General features: G+C 41.0%; 15 protein-coding genes. 7 read left to right on the top strand and 8 right to left on the bottom strand.

The window, feature by feature from the left end:
* Nucleotides 1–749: 749 nt before the first annotated feature.
* Nucleotides 750–1,625 carry a winged helix-turn-helix domain-containing protein gene (locus tag ACFEL9_RS14850; RefSeq protein WP_385891489.1) on the bottom strand — a complete coding sequence of 292 codons (876 nt, stop codon included), beginning with the start codon at nt 1,623–1,625 and terminating at the stop codon, nt 750–752.
* A 128-nt stretch (nt 1,626–1,753) separates the two neighbouring features.
* Between ACFEL9_RS14850 and ACFEL9_RS14845 the strand changes: the two genes are divergently transcribed.
* From ACFEL9_RS14845 to ACFEL9_RS14820, 6 genes are all read left to right on the top strand, one after another.
* Nucleotides 1,754–2,770: a WD40/YVTN/BNR-like repeat-containing protein gene (locus tag ACFEL9_RS14845; RefSeq protein ID WP_385891486.1), complete on the top strand. Its 1,017-nt coding sequence runs from the start codon at nt 1,754–1,756 to the stop codon at nt 2,768–2,770.
* A 222-nt stretch (nt 2,771–2,992) separates the two neighbouring features.
* Nucleotides 2,993–3,658 (top strand): hypothetical protein, encoded by a 666-nt coding sequence (locus ACFEL9_RS14840; RefSeq protein ID WP_385891483.1) that lies wholly within the window; start codon nt 2,993–2,995, stop codon nt 3,656–3,658.
* A gap of 132 nt (nt 3,659–3,790) precedes the next feature.
* Nucleotides 3,791–4,330, top strand: coding sequence for a hypothetical protein (locus tag ACFEL9_RS14835; RefSeq protein ID WP_385891481.1), 540 nt, complete (start codon nt 3,791–3,793; stop codon nt 4,328–4,330).
* 11 nt (nt 4,331–4,341) lie between these two features.
* Nucleotides 4,342–5,400, top strand: a complete 1,059-nt coding sequence (locus ACFEL9_RS14830) for a ligand-binding sensor domain-containing protein (protein ID WP_385891478.1) — start codon at nt 4,342–4,344, stop codon at nt 5,398–5,400.
* A gap of 88 nt (nt 5,401–5,488) precedes the next feature.
* Nucleotides 5,489–6,004, top strand: coding sequence for a serine hydrolase domain-containing protein (locus ACFEL9_RS14825; RefSeq protein WP_385891476.1), 516 nt, complete (start codon nt 5,489–5,491; stop codon nt 6,002–6,004).
* Nucleotides 6,005–6,137: 133 nt separating this feature from the next.
* Nucleotides 6,138–6,614 (top strand): hypothetical protein, encoded by a 477-nt coding sequence (locus ACFEL9_RS14820; protein WP_385891474.1) that lies wholly within the window; start codon nt 6,138–6,140, stop codon nt 6,612–6,614.
* A gap of 62 nt (nt 6,615–6,676) precedes the next feature.
* Here the strand turns inward: ACFEL9_RS14820 and ACFEL9_RS14815 are convergent, their stop codons facing one another.
* On the bottom strand, nt 6,677–7,402 hold the full coding sequence (locus ACFEL9_RS14815; protein WP_385891472.1) for a hypothetical protein: 726 nt from the start codon (nt 7,400–7,402) through the stop codon (nt 6,677–6,679).
* A gap of 598 nt (nt 7,403–8,000) precedes the next feature.
* Here ACFEL9_RS14815 and ACFEL9_RS14810 point away from each other — a divergent pair.
* Entirely contained in the window at nt 8,001–8,342 is a 342-nt protein-coding gene (locus ACFEL9_RS14810) for a hypothetical protein (RefSeq protein ID WP_385891470.1), read from the top strand.
* Between the two features lie 247 nt (nt 8,343–8,589).
* On the opposite strand, the gene ACFEL9_RS14805 is transcribed toward ACFEL9_RS14810, so the two are convergent.
* The 6 genes from ACFEL9_RS14805 to ACFEL9_RS14780 all read right to left on the bottom strand — a co-directional run bounded on the left by ACFEL9_RS14805 (nt 8,590) and on the right by ACFEL9_RS14780 (nt 20,126).
* Nucleotides 8,590–9,534, bottom strand: coding sequence for a sugar phosphate isomerase/epimerase family protein (locus ACFEL9_RS14805; protein WP_385891468.1), 945 nt, complete (start codon nt 9,532–9,534; stop codon nt 8,590–8,592).
* Between the two features lie 97 nt (nt 9,535–9,631).
* Nucleotides 9,632–11,857 (bottom strand): alpha-galactosidase, encoded by a 2,226-nt coding sequence (locus tag ACFEL9_RS14800; protein ID WP_385891466.1) that lies wholly within the window; start codon nt 11,855–11,857, stop codon nt 9,632–9,634.
* A gap of 60 nt (nt 11,858–11,917) precedes the next feature.
* Entirely contained in the window at nt 11,918–13,246 is a 1,329-nt protein-coding gene (locus ACFEL9_RS14795; RefSeq protein ID WP_385891464.1) for an alpha-L-fucosidase, read from the bottom strand.
* A 347-nt stretch (nt 13,247–13,593) separates the two neighbouring features.
* Nucleotides 13,594–17,049 carry a HEAT repeat domain-containing protein gene (locus ACFEL9_RS14790; protein WP_385891462.1) on the bottom strand — a complete coding sequence of 1,152 codons (3,456 nt, stop codon included), beginning with the start codon at nt 17,047–17,049 and terminating at the stop codon, nt 13,594–13,596.
* A 34-nt stretch (nt 17,050–17,083) separates the two neighbouring features.
* Complete coding sequence (locus tag ACFEL9_RS14785; protein WP_385891460.1) at nt 17,084–18,757, bottom strand: CRTAC1 family protein; 1,674 nt, start codon at nt 18,755–18,757, stop codon at nt 17,084–17,086.
* 13 nt (nt 18,758–18,770) lie between these two features.
* Nucleotides 18,771–20,126: a vanadium-dependent haloperoxidase gene (locus ACFEL9_RS14780; RefSeq protein ID WP_385891457.1), complete on the bottom strand. Its 1,356-nt coding sequence runs from the start codon at nt 20,124–20,126 to the stop codon at nt 18,771–18,773.

Below are 20,126 nucleotides of genomic sequence, written 5' to 3'. Positions count from 1 at the left end.
ACTTTTTGGGGTTAACAATTAGGTTGTAGTTACTCTAAAGTTAATCCCAACTGTCAGATCAAATCTTAACTTCTACAAATAACATCTGTCGCTTATGTAAATCCATCATTGTTTCTTTCCCGACGAGTCTCCTCCTGCAGAAACTTTCGGGATATAGGAAAATCAGCGGAGGGACTCGTCGGAATGCTTTATCTTCCTTTTGGCCCCCATCAAAAATTTTCTGCCCTTGTTGGTCTTCCTTCCGGGGTCTCCTCTATTATCAACAAGAAACCGAAAACCATCAATAATAATATCCTTATACTTACCGGGCTGCAAAAGTTTTTTCCATTCCAGGTTTGTGACTGTAAAAAATTGTGGATATTCAGTAATAAAAGCTGGCATATGTGATATGAAGTACGGAATTTGCATTACCGGTCATGATGCGTCCGTTATTTATGCGGTTGGTGATACTTCGGCAGGCTCAGCACACCAACCTCGGCGTAAAACAAAATATACCCACCGAAAATAAGTATCGTTCCAAGGCCGGCAAGGAATTTACATTCTCTCATAAAAAGTATTTAACCTGTTTTGTTGAAGACGCAAATATCTTCAGAAGATGGCTGTTGTGTAACATCAACCAGTCCCCGGCCCAATTTATTTAGCAGGTGACATGTGCATGCCAGATTTCATCGGGAAAGGAATGACAATGGATAAAGTAGTAATCACACAATCTAATTTATTTTACACTTTTCTTGATTTTTAATTGGTATCTACTCAATGACAAATTTGTAACCCCTGCCGGGTACGTTAATAATTTTAATCGAGTCATCGTCGATTAATTTCTTACGTAATTTAGACACCAATACATCAACATTTCTGCTGATGACCACTACACCTTTATCTTCCCAAATTTCTTTCATCAATTTTTCCCTTTCTACAATCTGATTTATATTATCTGCAAATATTTTTAGTGCTTTTGTTTCTTTTTCCGACAGCGTAATATTGTTATTCCCCGTTTTAAGAACATTATTATCCGGGTAGAATTGAAAGCTTCCTAATTGTATGTAATCATTATTATCGAAAACTGGCTCTTTCTCCTCTTTTTTACGAAACTTATTTTTGACATAAAACCCAACCAAACTCAACGGGATAATCAATAGTATCAGCAAAAAGAAATTAAACGTAGGTTTCTTCAACAGATCAATTTCAATAATATAACAACCAACGTTCAGCTTACGACCCCTGCAAGGTGTTAAATCGCCTGTTTGATTATTTATTTCAAATGCAAACACCGTTTCCTTTTGTGCACAATTCTTCAAACTCACGATATAATTGTTTGACAGGGCGTTTTTTTGAAATGTTCGCTGAATTAAATTGATGAGTGTATCTGAAATAAAACCAAAGTCATTTTGAAAGGAGATCTGGTATGTATTGTCATTTAATCTCTTAACCGGCAGCACCCGGGAGGTAGAATCTTTGGCGGTAAGCAAAAGCTGATGTCCTAAATTACGTAATACTACTTCTACATGCTTCTCCGGGATTTCATTGCCTTTATTGATAAATGCAGCAGCAGAAATCAACAAAACAATTATCATGATCGAAGATCCAAACACCGTAAATGGCTTCATGTGTGCAAAATAATTCATTAACTCCCGGTTTAAAAGGGTTTTACAAACGTTTTACGCGTCTTTTACATCTTTTTACTGCTAAAATTCTTCCCGGTAGTTGACGCCGGATACCTTTAGTGTATTGTTTCACCAAATAATTTATAGCCATGAATTTTTATATCCTTGCTTTTTTGCTCCTTTTCACGGTTTCCTCATCTTCTCTTCTCCTGAATAGTAAGCCAGGCCCAAAAAGAGAGAGGACCGGTCCTGCAAAGATCGTTTTTAAATCTACAGATGGCGGACAAACCTGGCAGGACATCAGCAAAGGGCTGCCCGAAAATTTGCGGATAGATAGTATCCGGGGAAATAGCTTCTTTGCAAATGATAAAGGGCTGTTTTTAAGGGTTGGAAACGGACTCTATCACAGTACACCAAATGCCACCCCTCCTTTTTGGACCAAAGAGATTTTCCCTGGCGAACATAGCAGCAATGCGTCCGGGATATTTTACTGGGGTATAAATCTGAAAACAACAAACGGAACAAGTGTATGGTCGCCGATATTCGAAAATTTTCACGAGCCACGAATACGCAGCGTTTTTGAGACTGCCGGAGGTGCAATTTTCATCGGCACCGACAGAGGCCTTTTTAAAACTGTTAACAGTGGAAAAACCTGGAAACATGTCCATGCCGGAGGCCTGGTAGGGCATTTGGCAGAGTCGAATGGCGTACTGGTGTCGACCAGTATGAGAAGGATAATAAGATCGACCGATAATGGCGAAAACTGGGCGCTGGCGATCAGTGAGAACGGTGTGGCTTTCGATATAAAACCGATCAAAGGTGGATTCGTTGCCATCACTTCTACTTCAGAGTCGGATACCAGGAGGCTAAGTACATCCTACGACGGCGGTAAAACCTGGCAGTCCATGGATGCCGGCCTTCAGGACAAAGTTGTTATGGATTCAATATGGCGGACCTGGGATGATCGCCCTCGTTTGCAAGCCTTCCAGACTTCAATTACCCAGGTTGGTGAAAACTTCTTTTGTACTCATCCTGACGGCATTTTCAGATCATCAGACAAGGGAAAAACATGGAAATTATTACTTCCTTCTATAGACAAAAAGGGCTTCAATTTATTTGTTTCAGGCAACGTGATTTATGCCATTCGCAGCAAGGGTGGATGTTGAAAACTCAGATTAACATTCATGAATTTCATTGCTGCCCCGGGTCTTGCCATTGATATTTTCGTATAGCTAAACTCTTGCTGGCAGACCCGGGGATTCAAATGACGAAAACATTAATTAAAATAATTAAGCTCTGCTTCTAAAGCCCCGGGGTCTGCCCGTGAAGACTCGAATTTTCAAGAGATATATGGGCAAGACCCCGGGAAGACACAAAAAAATAAAAAGATGAAAAAAAGTATAATGATACTGATGATGGTGACAACAGGATTTTTTTGCTCCGGGCAAAGTAGTACAGATTCTGTTTATACAGGAACTGTGGATTCGACAAAAAATGTCCAAAGCCAAAAGCTATCGGCTAACCATAATGGAAATAATTTTCACACTAAATATGAATATCCCGGGTCGAACGGTGCACGCCTAATAATACAAAACAGCTTTCCAAAAAGTGGGGTAAACTACACTGATCCCAATGGTAAGAAATATGTGTATGCTGTATTTTGGACTCAAATAATCAATGAAACATTTGATCCTCTTGAATTGACAATTGATTTTCCTTTAGATTCATTAGAGATTCCATCTTCATCGGGCAACTATATGAAATTGCTTCTTCCTTCCGACACAATGACAATTCATAAAGAACCCTTGTATGATTATGGTTTGACAATAAAATCGTTTTTAGATAACAATCGTTATAAATCGTCTTCGTTGAAAAGAACTATTAATCCAAAAGGTTCAAGTACTTTTTATGTGGTAACGCTCTCTAATCGTGGAGTAGACGGTACAATACGAACAGGACTTAGCTTAAAAGAGCAAAATCTTTTCTATAGAATTAATGATAAAGAAATTCATTGTGGAAAGATTAATTTAAAAAGTTTGGTGTTAAAGAAATAAACATAAAGCCAACGCACAACAAAGTGTATAAGAAATAGCGAGGTTCGTGGTAAATCGAAAGGACTTTAACCGCAGCTTCTGGGACACAAGCCGGGGCGGTAAATAATCATTAAACACTAAAAATTAAAAAATATGAAAAAAGTAATTTATGCGCTGATGTTACCACTGGTTGTGGTAAGCGGAATAGTATTTGCTAATCATGAAATCAAAAATGAAACTACTAAGAAGCCGTCCCCAAAGCCGCTTTCAGTTGCTGAAAGTAAAGCCGAAAGGAAAAAATGGGAGGCTACACCTGACGGTATAAAGTACAAAAAATGGGAGGCTTCTCCAGAAGGTAAAAAAGTGCTTGCCGGTGCTGCTAAAATAAGGAAGCATATAAGTGCTTTTACCAATATGGAGGCTGTTGTAACCTCTCTTACTCTTCCGCCAGGATCAAGATTAGGTTTCGGTGTGATGGCCAGGATTGATGGTGTCGATTATATTGTAAAATTTGACCCGGAAAAGTCTCAACTTGAGCAATTGCATAGCCTGAAAGTTAACGACAAAATAATTATAAGAAGCCATAGCGTATCGCACGCACCTAAGTATTCATATCCAATAGTATCGTGCGAATATGTAGAACGAGATAGTAAAGTAATTTTTAAACGTGTCCCCCGAAAAGGCGGTTGCTGAGTAAATAAATTATGAAATACATATACTTAAATGCTTTGTTCCTGATGTTTGTTTTTCACACCTCCTGTGGAGGGCAAAACCAAACAAACCCACCACAAGATAATTTCAGTAAAGAACACAATGGCATCTCCGAATCTCAACTTAAAGAGTTGGCTACCTCCAAGGTGCCTATGGGTCAGGTTCGGAATGTAAAGCAAGATAGAAACGGAAACATTTTGATTGCTGCTGGATGGGGTGGTGTTCGATACGATGGAAAATCGTTTACTAATCTCACGAGTAAACTAGGTTCGCACAGATTCTGGGATGTCCTGGAAGATCGCCGGGGAAATATTTGGTTCGCTTCTTATGATTCAGGCGTTTATTATTACAATGGGAAATCCCTGCCTACCGGACAGGCAGGCTTTCAACATTTTACAACCAGGGAGGGACTTGCCAATAATGCGGTTATGTGTATTTACGAAGATAAAGCCGGCATTATTTGGTTCGGCACTGGAGGAGGTGGAGTAAGCCGTTACGATGGGAAATCGTTTCGAAATTTTACAACTAAAGATGGACTTTCCAATAATGATCTTACCACTATCATGGAAGACAAAACTGGGAAATTATGGTTTGGCACAAGGGGCGAGCCCTGTTTTTATGATGGAAAAACATTTACCATTTTAAAAAACAAAGATGGCAAAGCTTTTAAAAACGTTTGGTCAATAATCGAGGATAAAAAAGGAAGCATTTGGTTCGGTGACGTTGATGGTCTTTGGCGCTATGACGGCAGTGTCATTACTAAGGTGTCGCAGAGGGGGGCTTATGCAATAATCGAAGACAAAAAAGGAAACATCTGGACTACAGGTAGCATAACTCCTTATGATGGGTCAGTCTGGGCACTTTCACGTTATGATGCAAAGTCCTTGTACAATAAAAAGCCTACTGTAACAGAAATTAAGTCAGGAGGACCCGCTTTTTTGGGGCTTTTGGAAGCTAACGATGGAAGTATTTGGTTTGGATCTGCAGGTGCGGTGCATCGTTATGATGGAAAGACCTTTACAGACTTTAAAAGTAAAGAGGGTCAGAAATAATGGGTATAGCCGGCAATTTGAAAAGACCCGAACCATTAGCGGCAAGCCAGGGACAACAATCTAACCATCTAAATTCAAAATAAAACTAATGAAAAAAACAGCAACTCTTTTAACATCACTGCTCCTTATACTTTTTGTATCCACTGAAACGGTTGCCCAATTAACGTCTCAAAAAATTGATTCATTAGTGGAAAATACCCTGGTAAAGTTGAAGGTAGCTGGCGCATCTGTAGCCATTGTTAAAGATGGTAAGGTAATTCATCAAAAAGGATATGGACTTACTTCTATTACAACAAAAGAAACGGTCAATGAATACACCAATTTTCAGATTGGATCAAATACCAAAGCATTTACAACGGCTGCACTTTCTATTTTAGAGGATGAAGGCAAACTGAAATGGACCGATAAAGTAAAAGACCACCTGCCTGAATTCAAAATGTATAATAATTATGTGACGGAGAACTTTAACATACAGGACCTCTTAACGCATCGCAGCGGACTCGGATTAGGTGCCGGCGATTTGATGTCTACCCCTGTTGGTCTTCCAAAAAATAGCACGCCGAACGCCGAGGTTGGTGTTTTTTCACCAACCGCACTGTTGTAGGAAACCTCGTATCAATACTTGTATTCTACATGTCATCAATCCCAGTGTCTGAAACAAGGCCTTGAAAAAATTGTTTCAAGTTTTCCGTAGCGTATATTAGCTTAAATACACACGTTAGCAGCCATTTTAAAACATGCTTTCAACACAACCTTTCTCAGATTCAGACTTACGTAAGGTGCAAGCTCTGCCCAAGAGTTTCAAACTAAGTCTTTATCTTTTTATTATACTTTGTGTTCCTCTTTCCCTACTCGTCGGATTAACAGGTCTTTTAAGAAAGGGATACGGGTTTTGGCCTACAACCATCATAAGTTTGCTCTTGCAAGCGGGGATTTGCATAGCTATTTTTCTTAGAAATTATATTGCCTATAGAAAAGATATTTCCCGCCAAATAAAGCTTGTAGGAGAAGTAGTCGTCACGTCCAAATCTGAAAAAAAGAATGAAACAATCATAAAACTTAATAACCCCGAACTATCCAAAATCGATGTTCATTCAAAACATGTTTTTGATCAGATCTCAGCTGGAGATACCTTAACCATAGAAGTTTCAAAATTCAGTAAGTATTTACTGACTCTCGAAAAGAAAGGTCAAAGCCTATACAACGGCTGCTAACATGCTACATAATATTTTTTCTACCCCTGTTGGTCTTCCAAAAAAAATACGCCAACCATTATCTATTTACATGAATCAGGATGCTTTTTACATATATCTACCATATCGGCCGAGTATATCCATGTAGCAGTAAGTTGTTGTAATACTTTTTGAATCCGGTCGTACATTAATCCTCTTACTTCAAGCAACTGTATGTAATATTTATTGGTGGTCTCATGATTATCCAAGATCGCATTGTACCCTCTTTTGTTCATGTAAGCATTCGTCCCGACCAGGATTTGTTTTACTTTTTTTATATAGTGCGGGATTTCTTTGCGATATAGTTCTAACTGCAATGCAGCCCTGTCAATAGCGGGATAATTTAGTTTGTTTATAGAATCATAGGCGTTTCCGAGGGTGCGCCCCAATTTATCCGCTTCACTGAAAAAAGAGTTATTAATATCTCTCATCCTGTTTTCGAGATCTTTGTCCCTGGGTAATTGATTATGAATACGATCAAATTTTCTATCGTCCTGTCCTACTCTGCCGGCCATTGTCATTAACAAATAGCTTTTACCGGCCGCCTCTATAGCCAGTGTATTAATAGCTGCTTTAAGCGTGTCACTATACTGTTGGTAGGGAGGTTTCTTTGTTTTAGGGTAAATTGTCTTATAAGCCTCGTCAACTGTAGCAGGCAGTGATGGCATTCTTTCAAGAAAATTGGGGATTTCGGCACCTTTCATTGTTACCTGCGCCTTAGCTGTTGTCCAAAACAGCAATAATGCCATGCAGCCAAATAAATATCGCATATATTATTATTGTAATGAAGTGACAAAGTATATCCCTCTCTTCTCTCTTGAAATACTAACGTAAATGAACTGCATAAAAGCCTGCATGAATTGAAGCCCGACAACGGTATAAAAAACAACAAACCCCGTCGCTGGCGCAAGTATGCAGCAATGATTGTGTGCGGATGGGTACTTATACCTGAACTAAGGAAATGACTGGGCTAAAAAGTCTTTAAGAAAACTACGATAAAGAAAAAGCAGAACTAAATGAAGGCACAAGTACACTAAGCTGCAAAGCCACCCTGCGTATTTGCGCCGGAGTTAGTATTGAAGAATGACAATACAAAAAGTATAACGTGGGCGGATTGTGATAACGATAATCTTAATTTATAACAGTAAAGATTTTAAATTTAGTATTCGTTTTCGTTGACTTCGTCCTTTCGGGGTTTCCTCTATTATCAACAAGAAACCGAAAACCATCAATAATTATATTCTTATGCTTATCGGGCTGCAAAAGTTTTTTCCATTCCAGGTTTGTGACTGTAAAAAATTGTGGATATTCAGTAATAAAAGCCGGCATATGCGATATGAAAACCACCCTCGGCGTAATACATATTTTATGAAAACAGTCAATCTTTTATTTTTTGTTATTATGTTGCTTGGGGCCTGTTCGTCCCCAAAGAAAACGACTAAAGCAGCTTCACCGGCAGTAACCCGCGACGACGTATTACGAGGTGGTACTTCTTTTAGTAATGCGGTTATTTTAATGGTGGAAAGTGAAAGCGCAGGACTAAGCGAGGAATACAAATGGTTGGCTAATAATTATCCGGGTTATGGGTTAATCAGGAGGACCCACGTAAAAAAGTTGTCAAAACACTATGATATCATACGGATCAAAACAAGACAAGGACATGTAAAGGATATTTATTTCGATAGTACAAGCTTTAGGGGGAAAACCTGATTAAGTAGCTTTGCGTCCTGCCGGGGTCTCCCTTTACCACAACGAGGCTCTGTCTCACCGGGGTTTGGCCCAAACCAACCGGCAGGACAAAAAAAAGGAAGATGACTTTAGACGATTACTGCAAGAGAAAATTAAAAATAACCACACCCCCTTCCCGCCGGAACCAGAACAATAACCATTTTAAAAAACAAGGAGCAAAGAAATCACTGATTCTTTGCCCCCTGTCATTAATGAACTGACATGAAAGTTATAGCTGCTTCCTCACTCTTTCCAATAACGCTTTTGTCTTTCGTATCCCTTCTTCTTCGCTTATTTTATCACCCTCATATTCGATGCCTACATAGCCTTTGAAACCGGAGTCTTTTACAATCTTCATGATCTTATTGTAGTCGGTTTCAATGCAATTGCCCTCCTCATCGAAATCATAAGTTTTGGCACTGACGCCTTTTGCAAATGGCATTAGTTCTTGGGTTCCCTGGTAGCGGTCATAGCTTTCCAGGCAATTGGTCCAGTTGTTCGGTTCACGTTTAATGCAGAAGTTGCCAAAGTCAGGAAGCGTTCCCACATTTTTCTTACTAATTTGTTTCATCACACCTGCCAGCCAACTACCATCGGAAGAATAACCGCCATGATTTTCCACGATCACGTTGATCTTTTCTTTGTCGGCGTATTCACCCAGCCTGCCCAGGCCATCCACTGCAGCACTGGCCACTTCTTCTCTTGTTCCTTTGCCGGCTGCATTCACCCTGATAGTGGCACAGCCCAGGTATTTCGCGGCATCCACCCATTTGTAATGATTCTCGACAGCTTTCATTCGTGCCGCATCATCGGTAGCGCCCAACTCGCCTTCACCATCGCACATGATCAAATGATTTTTTACCCCATTGTCTTTGCATCGTTTCAATAATTCGTTGAGGTAAGAAGTATCTTTTGCTTTGTCTTTGAAAAACTGGTTCACATATTCTACTACACTGATTCCAAAATCATTTTTTGCCTTAGCAGGAAAATCGAGGTTGTCCAGCTTTTTTGCAAACAGGGCTTTATGCAACGACCATTGCGCCAGCGAGATTTCAAAAAATGGCTTTTTTATAATCTCAGCAGCAAATACGTCCTGGCCCAGCACCGAAAGTCCCGCTGCACCGGCTGCAAGTCCACTGAGCTGTTGTAAAAATTGACGGCGATTAGATGACATGTAATTTGTTTTTAGTAAATGAAAATAAACAATCTTCAATTTATTCTCTTTCCGGAAATTATTCGCCAGCGGCAGTAGCGGCTGTTGAGTTTAAAAATTATTCTATTACAAACCAGGTATAGCTTTCGGGTGCTATGGTAAACGATAACTGAATCTCATTCTTTTCATTCATCCGAATCGATTGCATTGCTTTTCCCTTTTCACCGATAAGGGCCGAATTCTCTAAGCCAGTGTAATATAACGGAACCTGGATGGCTCTTCGGATGCTTTCTTTTAATGGGTTATACAACATCAGCAGGCCTTTTGTTTTCAAAGCCGGGTTCACATGCAATATCCCATCCCAATCTCTTCCATCGGCCCTTCTTAAATGAACAATGTCTGAATTTAGAATAGCCCGATATTTTTTATACCAGTTGATGACGTCAACCACTACCTTTCTTGTTTCATCGGTATCATATAATCTTGGACCACGATAGCAAGCCTGCACTCCTGCCCCATAATATTGCATCATCAACTGTTCATAATCTTTTATGTGTTCACTTAATGGTTCCAGTATGGCTTCGGGCCCGCCACCCTGGTATCTCGTTAATGGAACAAAGCCCCAACCCATCGATGGTGTTTTTTCCCAGGTACCATCGAAGATATTTTGCCGGTTTAAAATTTTTTGATTTTCCCGCGGTAAAGAAAAGTTGACTTCGCGGTAGCCAATAGCAATCTTATGGGTGCCATCTAAAAAATACCAGTCAGGTGCATTGATGTAAACTCCCTTTTCATTCAGCCAGCGATATAACTCCTTTTGAATTTCCATTTGCCGCCACTGTGAATCATCCAATCCTTTATGACCGGGGTGTAACACAGAAGCACAAACATCACCGGGATATGGGCCATCATTTTCCCAAATATCAAAACCGGTTTGTGTAAAAAAGTATTTTATTTTGTCCCGGTAGGCTAATCCCCATTTACTGCCAAAGCAGGGTGCATTGCCAAAAAAAGCCCCGCCTGTTTTACCGGTTAGCGGGTTGATCACATCATCTTCTTCGCTGATGCGTCTTGAACTGAATAAAGAATAACCACCGATCTTAATTCCTTTGCGATGCGCATATGCAGCATTATTTTTCCAGCGTTTTATATTGTCCGCAGAACTATCTTCCATATTGATATGACTGCCGAAGCTTAAGATCAATGCCTCATAACCTGTAGCAGCACATTGGTCAATGGCATTTTTTACTTCTTCATCATTCTTACTGACGAGATGCATAAAGATGGGATTTGCTGTAGTCCAGGGAGCAATGCTGCGATACATTTTGCGGATGGTTAATCCTCTTCGCTCCCGGTCATAACTATCCATCAGCAATTCAAAACTGCGAACAGAGGTAAATGATTCGCCGGATTTTAATACAATGCCCGGCGCTTTGTCGGGGTATACTTCCAGCACGCAGGGAGTATTATAATCATAGTTTACCTGCGAAGTGTATGATGAATCGATTTTCCAGTGCAAGGTCTGATCGCTGATATCATAGCGCATCGCATTGTTGAAGGCATAATTGGTTTCGACATAAATGCCCTGTTGCTTTTTCATCCGGTCGGGTTTGCCCACCACGGCACTTTCCTCTTCCACTATTGCCAGTAATTCATTTTTAACGCGGTCTATTTTGACAACCGCACCGTCATTCTCAATGGTCACCCATTTGGCGATCAATGGCAGCCCATCATATAAAGCGTAGTGAACTTTTACTGTTAAATCTTTTACCGGGGCAGCATCATTTTGATAAATAAAGCTGATTAAAACGCCGGTTGGCTGCTGTGTATTGGATGCCCACCAACCTTTTGCATTCCAGTTAATAAATGGTTGGAGTTTGTTGATTTCAAATTTTACGAACTGAAAATCATTATCATCTTTTCTAAATTCATCCACCCATGCAGGAAGCAAATAGGCCTTTTCCTTTTGGCCATACAATCCGCCGACATTATACTCTTTTGCATTAATGGTGATCACCGCTTCCGGCATCACGCCTCGCAGCAATTGCTGACCGGTAATCATATTTCTATAATCAATGCAAACGGTATTGGGCAATAACCGGAAAGTTCTTTTCACCAAGCCATTGTACAGTGAAATATCTTTTTTGTCGGCGCTGGTGTAAATGGCAGCTTTTTGTTTTACGGGGGTGATAAGCCAATCCTGCTTGTATAAAGCAGGTTCAACTGTCAATGTTTGCAACGGCGACTGAGCTCGTAAAACAACGGCAATTGTGAAAGCGGGAATTATTGGCAGCAATCTTTTCATCATAATAGGCAATGCTAATCGGATAGTTGTATAATCCAAACTCAGAGAGAGTTGGTTTAATCATGAGGAGAATTTTCAAGCGAATCTTTATTCAACGCTTTATTTCAGTTCAACTAAAACCACTGTGTCAGCTCCATCCGTAGCTATTCCTTCTGTTGAAATAGTTACGCCATCCTTCTGTTGTTTAAATTTCATTTTATCAGTTGCTCCTAACAATGTTACCTGCTTTATCTTGTCTTTTATCGGCAATAAAATTGTATTTGCTTCAGGCTTTTTAAATAGATGGAGGTAGATTTTTTTATCTTTTTGTGTTGTCACGCCCCAGGGTTGGGGGCCAAGCGGTCCGCCTCTTGTTCCATAAATACTCTCACCGTATTGCTGCAACCATTTGCCGGCAGCTGCTAATGTATCGGTAAACTCCGGCTGTATCGCACCGTTTGGCATGGGGCCAATGTTCAACAACAAGTTTGCATTGCGTCCTGCTGCACCCACTAACAATTGGATCACCTGGGAAACTGTTTTGTAACTCGTGTCTGTAATATTATAGCCCCAGGAACCATTGATGGTTTCGCATGTTTCCACGGGCAGCTCATCCGATGCTTTTTGAAAGCTAAGCCCTGATTTATTTTCACCGGGCAGGTCCCTTTCAAACATTTGAAAGTCTTCACCATTTAGCGGTGACAGGTGATGATTGTTTCCAATCATACACTGTGGTTGAAGTTTGTGAATTAAACCATAGATCTCATCATATTTCCAATCGATGCGGGATGTCCTGTCCGCATCTCCTTCGGGATTTGTTTGATCCCAATGACCATCGAACCAAACAGACATGATCTCACCATAGTTGGTCAGTAACTCCGTCAGTTGGCTTTTCATGAATTGCAGGTAGGATGCATAATTACTTTTTGCCGTACGACCGGTGCCTTTTCCTGTTCTTCCTGTTTCATAAGGATAATCATTGCGGTACCAATCCAGTGTTGAATAATACAGGCCGAGTTTTATTCCTTGTTTCTTACATTCATCCGCCAGCATTTTCAAAACATCTTTACCATAAGGAGTGTTCGTGATTTTCCATTCCGATTGTTTAGTATCCCAATTGGAAAATCCATCGTGGTGACGGGTGATAAAAACAATATATTTCATGCCTGCATTCTTCGCCGTAGCCACCCATTTAGCGGCGTCGAAATCAACCGGGTTAAATGCACGGAGCAAACGGGTATAGTCTTCCACTTTGATGTTGCGGTTATTCATCACCCACTCACCGTGCCCCAATACGCTTGACAGGCCCCAGTGAATAAACATTCCATACTTATTATCCTGGAATTGACGACGGGCTTCGAGGTTTTCTTTAGCAGGCGTATACGATGACTGTGCCAACAACCATGTATTTACAAAAAGGCAGGCTGCGATCATTATTAATTTTCTCATACAAAATGTGTTTGAACGATGAAAATTAAAGGATAATAAGCGAACAGGATCAAAATGGGCTTGATTGATTTTACCCTTTTGTAGTGATTGTTTCACTTAGAAGTTCCTATGTTTCAACCAGGAAACCTGTTTAATTTTTTTTAGCATAGACCGCAGATATGTTAAGATAGTGATGATTTTCGCTGATTTTATCTTGATAAATCATCCCGATAGCTATCGGGATCAGTGTTATCCGCGTTCTGCTTTTACAATTTTAAACAGTTTCTTAGAGTGGTACTGATATAAAATCAAAACGGCCTGCCGATCAGGCAAGCCGTTTATTTTTTGCTTTCAGAAATTCAATGATCTCATTTGGTTCCATGTTCCCCTGTAGAGGTCGTGGCTTTATAAGTATTTTCTTTTTGTTGTGCTAAAAAGCTAACCACGTCCCTGATTTCCTTTTTGCTCAGTATATTTTTCATTTCAGGCATACTGGAAGCAGCATTCGTTCGTTTTGCAACCTGGTCCTTAGCAATGGTTTCATTTTGCTGATCGCCGGTCTTTACCACTAAGCTGGTTGCTGTTTCACCATTCAAAGTACCGGAAACCGTCTTCCCACTCTTCAACTCCAATGTAATAAACCCAAAGCCCGGAGCGAGCCGTGCACTCGGATTGATCAATGCTTCCAGAATTTGCGGACGGGTCAACCTTGCTGCCACACCATTCAAACGGGGACCGGCGTTACCCCCCATATCATCATAAGAATGACAACGGATACACTGCGCTGATTGGTTTCTGAAAAATATTCTCCGGCCTTTATCCGGATCGCCACCGTATAAACTTCCTGCATAAGCGGATGCCAATGTATCAGGAGAAAGAGATGAGCTGATTTGTTTGTACTTCGTGATTAACTCAGATGAACGGGTACTATCGACAGCTTCAGCTAATTCCAGGTAAACGTCTGACGAAAGCTTACCGGATCCCATTTTTTGCAGCAAATCATCAAACACCGCTTTTGAATTTTGGACAGGAAGATTTCCAAGTGTTAACAAAGCCGCCTGTTTTTCCTCAGAGGTTTTTGTATTGATCACATCTGAAAGCAATGATACCATCAATTCTTTTGAAATACTCATTTTGGGAAGCAAATCAATTCCTGCAATGCGCACTGATTTATCTTTATCAGCAATCGCAGATTTGATAGCGTCGCCAATCTGTGCATCACCAATGGCAGCCAGGGCTTTCAGCGCTTCTACCCTTACCGATGGTTCTTTATCATTTTTGACAAGATTCATCAACACAGCATTGCCTTCGTTGATTTTTAATTTACTAATGGCCTTTACGGCACTTGTTTTGACGATCATATCTTTATTCTGCAACAAGCTCACCAAGGTTGATGATGTCTTTGCTTTTAATGAGGCAAGGTCACGCTGAATGACGCCGCGGTAACGACCGTCCACTCTATCGACCACTGATGGTTTTGCCCAGGTGCTCAATGCATCGATAGCTTCTGCCCTCATCTTCGCAGGAGTTTCTTCTCTTGTTGAATAGCTGACAAGATTCTGCAGCGACTGATCTGTGCCTACCCGGAGATTGGCATTTATGCAACGCCTGATCAATGCCTCGTTTGTAAACCTTGTGGTGTTTAACAAATTTCCCAATGCAGGTAAAGCGTCTTTAATTGAAAGATCATCATTGATAGCTCGTGCCGCTTCGGTTACTACAAACTCATCGACATCGTTTAAAAAGTTAGCTATACCCGGGTGAGCCATTCTTCTTAAAGCCACCACAGCGCCTATCCTTACGGCACGGGATGGATTCTTCGCCAGGTTGATAAGCGGATCAGCTTTTCCAATTTTTGCTAATGCAAGGCTCGCTGCATGACGGATGTAAGCATCTTCATCATTATTTGTTTGCAATAATTCAATCAATGCATTGATGGCCGGCTCGTGTTCTGTACGTCCTAATGCTTCAGCAGCAAAGAAACGGGTGCGGCTATCAGAATCTTTTAGTAATGGAATCAATTTGCTGCCTGCTTCTTTATACTTTGTATCGCCCAACCATTTTGCTGCCTGTGCTCTTATCTCGGGATCTTTATCCTGCAACAAAGGCAAAAGACTCTCTGCATACTTTTTTTCTTTTCTTGCCAATTGGCTGATGCCCCAGATGGCATGTACTCTTGCTAATTGGTTTTCAGTTTGAGCCAATGCTTTTTGAAATATCGCATCACCCGATGCACCACGTTTTGCTAATTCAAACTGGGCTTTCATACGAACCCGCATGTCGGCATTCTTCAACAAGTCACCCAGCTCATTTTCTTTTTTCGCAGTAAAATCCGCTGCTAATAAGGTTTTAGTTTGGTTTCTTTCAGCAGTGCCTCTTTTGTCATCCAGTTTCCAGACACGGCCATAGTCATGAGTGCCCCATCCATCAATCCAGTCGGCAATGTATAAAGCTCCATCTGGTCCGAAGTCAAGGCCCGTTGGCAACACGCCACCCACAATTTTTTTACTGTCGCCTAATTCAAAGCTGGCCCCTTTTGGTTTCAGCTTAAAGCCATAGACACCCGACTGTGCAGGGTTACCTACAAACTCTCCAATGAAAAAAGTGTTTTTATATTCAGGGCTCAGGGCGGTACCGGGGTTATACACCATCCCTGACGGACCACTTACATAATTGCTGATGCAGGGAGTGATATATGCAGCTTGTCCTTCAAAGCGTGGCATCCACATTTTTTCATCCATCCATACTTTATAGGTATTGTTTTCGGGATCACGATACTTACCATATTGCCAGTTGCTTCGCCAGCCGGCATCGGAACCATTCACGATATAAACCAGTCTTTCTTTTTCGCCGGCATGATCGCCATCATTGTCTTCACTGATAAGATTCGCATATTCATCAAACACAAACTCATGGGTATTGCGAAGCCCGGATGCAAATATTTCAAAGTCACTTCCATCAGGATTGCTACGGGCAATCACACCGCAATTGGGGTATTCCCATTTTTTACCTGTTTGATCAGTACCATTAAATCCAATATCACCGATCTGCCAGTAGATTCTTCCATCGGGGCCCATTTCTACGCCCGACATACCATGCCCGCTAAACCCAATGTGAATACCATAGCCATGCGACATGGAAGTCTTGTCATCAGCGATGCCATCCCCGTTTTTATCTTTCATCCGCCACATATCCGGTCCTACTGATACATATAAATCTTTTCCATCGATCAATAGACCGCCGGCCACATCGGTCACCTCATCATGAAAGTCATCGACTACCAATTGTGATTTATCGGCAACGCCATCCCCATCTGTATCCTGTATGCGGTAGATATTTTCTTTTTCAACCGTCATGTCACGCCAGTCATGGGAGCTGTCGCCATTGACATCCTTTAACCACAAATTATTCTTGCTGTTTTCCGGCGATAGCACTTTACGCAGGAAAGCCCGTTTGTCGTCGATTGTTTGTAATTGAATAGAAGGGATCTCCCACTCCTGGTGGCTGCGGATATCAAATTCAGAATTTTTTTGCCGGTTGGTAGTCACATAATACAGGTCGCCATTATCATCAATATCGATAGCAATCGGTGATATCACTAATGAATCAATACCCCATAAGCTCATGGTGAGATTGCTGTCAGCCAGTTCGGGTTTCACGATGGACTCAACGGTGGCAGCCACTTTTGCTGCTTTGGCGGGATCCATTTGTTTAATTTTTTTGTCAGCCGCTTCCTGCTTACAGCCCGTCACACAGGTTATAGCCAGCACACACAAAGAGATGAAATGATATTTGCTTGTTGATACAACCATTGGTTTCTTCATTCTAGTCATTTAAAAACATAATTGAGATTATATATTACTTTTTTCTTTTCTTTAAAAATACAAGTAGCAGCACAACAGCAACCAGCGCTGCCAATAAGTATGCAAAATAAGGGGTTTTTTTAGCGGGGATTTCTGTTATCGTTATTTGTTGGTTAATGTCCACATTGGTTAACGTTTGTTTGTTACCACCGGTCCAATAAACAGTGATCTTATCAATCTTGGTCGCCTTTCCCAAACCAAAATGAGCAATCACTGAATTCTGGGAAATATGACTGGAACCGCCGCCATCAATCTCACGAATCATTTTTTTTCCGCCTGCTTCTACTTCAATTTTAGAACCTATGCCCTGGCTTTCCGCATCAACACCTTTCAACGCAATTTGTATCCAGTTGCCGCTGGTTGAATCATTCCGGTATAAACGGGTGAAGGATGGCACAGGATAATCTGCAACAGGTTGCTGGTTTACGACTAACAGATCAAGATCGCCATCTTTGTCATAATCAAAAACGACGGAGCCACGGCCTATGCCGTAATCTGCCAAGCCATAAGCACGGGCTTTATCTTCAAACTTAGTACCGAGGTTTTCAAAATAGAAATCTGCCATCGCAACGCAATTGGGATTCAGATCACCATTGGCAACAAAAAGGTCCACATCACCATCCTGGTCAAAGTCGGCGAAATTAGCTCCCCAACTAATGGCAAAAAAACCCATGCCCAACTCGGTTGCTTTATTTACAAACGGTTTGCCTGCACCCTGGTTCACCATAAAATAATTAAAGCGGATATTGGTCATGTAATAATCCATCAGCCCATCATTATTATAATCACCAACAGCCGTACCCATGGAATTTATCTTAAGATCCATGGCCGTTTCTTTCGACACATCTTTAAATGATTTTTTGGGATAGTTGTTTTTTAGCAACATATCCGGTGTTCGCTTGTAACCAAAATCATGATTTACAAATAAGTCCTGGTCGCCATCATTATCGTAGTCTGTAAAAACACCACCGAAACCAAAACCCCGAAAATCCAATCCATAATCTGCATATACATCCCGGAACTTTTCTCCCTTTTCGTTCAATAAAAGATAACCCTTTGCAATTTGGTTGGCACCGACAACCGTATAGTCGTTGATCACACTCAGCTTGCCTGTATATTCATTGAAGTAATTGCCTACATAGATGTCTGGCCAACCATCAGCATTGATGTCGCCAAAATTGGCACCGGTGCTGAATGAATACATCTGATCAAGTCCATATTCTTTCGTGGCGTCACGAAATGTGCCATTGCCCTTATTTAAAAAAAGTAAATTTATTTCCCGCGGTATGACTTGCTTTTTATCCCGCGAGGTAATGGTTGTAATAAAAAGATCAACAAATCCGTCACGGTTGACGTCCGCTCCAGTTACTCCCTGCGTTACGTATCGCTTAGTAATTGTTAACCCGGATTGTTCAAATACATTGGTGAATGTGCCATTGCCATTATTCTTGTATAAAATATCATCATTGGTACCACCGGTGATATAAAGGTCTTCATACCCGTCTTTATTGTAGTCAAAAACACAGGCACCGCCACCAAACATTCCTTCATATACTTTAAATACGTGATTGATACCGGCTGCAGCCGTCACATCGGAAAATTTTGTTTGGCAAAAAACGTTGCAGGAAAAAGAAGTGATAAAAAACAATACTGCAAAACAATGACGCATTTTCAAAATACTTTTAAGATTTTCTTTTCCATTTTAACTGGTTGATATTGGTCCCGATTATTTTTCCTTTCGCCAGCCCCTGGGCATTATCCTGCGGGGTGTGTATACCACCATAAAAGCGGGAGTTAGCTGTTTCTTCTGCTACCTGCATAAAAGAGTCAAACTTTCGGAATTTAAAATCGGCATTCCTGATCTCGTCTCTTTTTCTTCCGGTATGAGCACTATCTGTAAAGGAGAAATTGCTTCCATATAAATCGGTAAGAACAGTGGCTGCCGCAGCGGCTTGTATGGCATGACCCGAAGGAAAAGCCGGAAAAGGCGGATCGGGCCAGAAGGAGTTCCACTGCTGGTCTATATGTTGAGTAATGTAAGTGTTGGGCCGTTCTGAGAAAAAATGAAATTTCCATTTCCAGCAATTCCGGAAAGCATCCGCTACAGCCATTCCCACCCTTGCATAGGTCTCAGCACATTTTATTAATGGCGGTTTCGATTTTTGAATCGCCAATGTTGCGAGGTAGTAAGAATGGCCGGGAGGTGTAAATGTTTCTTCCGGATCATCGCCCCACCAAATGGCAATTTCTTTTTCTTCCTGTGTCAGCGATTTTTCTTTGTCATATACTTGTTTAAACTGGCTATAGTACGCAGAGCCCGGCACCGTATCAAAAGGAATAAATTCAGGATCGGCAATAGTTGAATCACTAACTAAAAAAGTGCGGTTCTTCCCCCAATGCGGATGAAGCGGGTAGTGACTAAATGATTGCGCATATAAAGGCGGCCTCCAGCAGCCGGGTTTTTCTTTAAACAATAATTGTTTGTCAAAATTTTTCAAATACGCCCGGTGCCCCCCATCCGTTTTGGACCACTCAAAAATTTGTTGCGCTATTTTTTTGCCATATTGTGCAGATCGGTTGATAACTGAATCACTAACATTATTTGCCTTAAACCAGTTGATGAAATGGTCCTCAAGTGAGTCAATTTTAGCTTTATTCTGATCAGAAGTTTGAATGTAAATATTCCGGATAATTTCAGCCTGTCCCGCATTTAAAACCAGTGGCCAACTATAGGATGCATTTTTTTCAGGTAAGGTCAAATTGCCTAATCCATTTAGCTGAGGAGCGATTGATTGATACTCCGTGAATCCATTCACCACTGACTCATACATGGTAAGTCCAATATATCCAAAACAGCGGGATGCGAAAGTAGGTGTATTGGCAGGCGTTGTTTTTGTAATATGATTTGTCATATTTGCCCAAGCTGTTGCTAATTCAAAATCCTCCGGCAATTTTTTGTTCTCCTGTTGGCATGACGAAACAAATAGAATGATCGTCATTCCAACTACTAAAAACATATAAAACTGCAATCGCTTCAT

The organism is Terrimonas alba (genome assembly GCF_042434975.1).
Classification (GTDB): Bacteria; Bacteroidota; Bacteroidia; order Chitinophagales; family Chitinophagaceae; genus Terrimonas_B; species Terrimonas_B alba.
This window is presented reverse-complemented; position numbering and strand designations above follow the sequence as displayed.